The organism is Blautia sp. CAG:257 (assembly GCF_000433815.1).
GTDB classification, from domain to species: Bacteria; Bacillota; Clostridia; order Lachnospirales; family Lachnospiraceae; genus Blautia_A; species Blautia_A caecimuris.
In genome coordinates this window covers 20387-20907 of sequence record NZ_HF999070.1, presented here as the reverse complement: position 1 = coordinate 20907, position 521 = coordinate 20387, and the positions used below count along the sequence as shown (strand labels likewise).

Annotated in this window: 2 pseudogenes; both read left to right on the top strand. The window is 45.1% G+C overall.

Features of this window, described 5'->3' with window-relative positions:
* Positions 1-210 (top strand): annotated as a pseudogene (locus QVP40_RS08805) (1-aminocyclopropane-1-carboxylate deaminase/D-cysteine desulfhydrase); the annotation flags it as partial.
* A gap of 2 nt (positions 211-212) precedes the next feature.
* Positions 213-521: pseudogene (locus QVP40_RS08800) on the top strand (ATP-grasp domain-containing protein); the annotation flags it as partial.

Sequence of the window (521 nt, the reverse complement as noted above, 5' to 3'; positions counted from 1 at the left end):
TATGGAACCTACTCACAGGATACGGCAGATCTGATCCGCAGGATTTACCGGTCAGAAGGCATCCCTCTTGATATGACCTATACAGGAAAGGCTTTTTGTGGTATGGTAAAATATCTGGAGGATCATCAGATCCGGAATAAAAATATTCTGTTCCTTCATACAGGAGGAACTCCGTTATTTTTTGATTTTCTGGAGGAGTACAACCTGTAAATATGAAAAAACTTATGATTTTAGGAGCCAGCTATTCTCAGCTTCCTCTTTATGAGGCTGCAGAAAGGCTTGGCATAAAAACAATAGCTGCAAGCACTCCCGGTGACTGGCCGGGATTTCAGGCAGCAGATGAAAGTACGTACACAGATATTTCTGATCCCGGGGCGGTTATGGAAGCTGCCCGTAAATTTCAGGCGGACGGTATTACTACCTGTTGCCTGGATACAGGAGTCCGGGCAATGGGTTATGCCTGCGAAAAACTTGGGCTGAAAGGACTGTCAGAAAAGTCGGCTGATATCAGCAGCAACAAA